This window comes from Mesorhizobium sp. M2E.F.Ca.ET.219.01.1.1 (genome assembly GCF_004016445.2).
Classification (GTDB): domain Bacteria; phylum Pseudomonadota; class Alphaproteobacteria; order Rhizobiales; family Rhizobiaceae; genus Mesorhizobium.
Genome location: NZ_SADT02000097.1, coordinates 1 through 373 on the forward strand (window position 1 = coordinate 1; position 373 = coordinate 373).

The window sequence follows — 373 nt, forward strand, 5'->3', positions numbered from 1 at the left end:
GCAGCAGCGATGGGCGCCACGTGAGCGCGATACTCTGGTCCGCGATCTGAAGAGTGAGATCGAAATCCTGTGGATGACCGGCGAGCTAAGGCTGGAGCGCCCTTCCGTCGAGCGAGAGATTGCCTGGGGATTGCATTTTTTTCGTGAGGTGATTTTTGAGGCGACGACGCAGCTCTATGAGACCTTGGAGGGAGCATTGCGCCGGCACTATCCGCAGCATGATCTCAAGACGCCGTCGTTCATGCGCTATGGTTCCTGGATTGGGGGCGATCGCGATGGCAACCCCTATGTGACGGCAAAGATCACTGCATTTGCCTTGTCTGAGTGTCGCAACGCGGCCATCGAATGGTATCGGGAAAAGGTACGGCGGCTG

Annotated in this window: 1 protein-coding gene; it reads left to right on the plus strand. The window is 57.6% G+C overall.

What is annotated here, in order from left to right; all coding sequences use genetic code 11:
- Nucleotides 1-373 (plus strand): phosphoenolpyruvate carboxylase (locus EN862_RS35080; protein WP_135913301.1); only part of this gene is annotated, 373 nt, incomplete at both ends.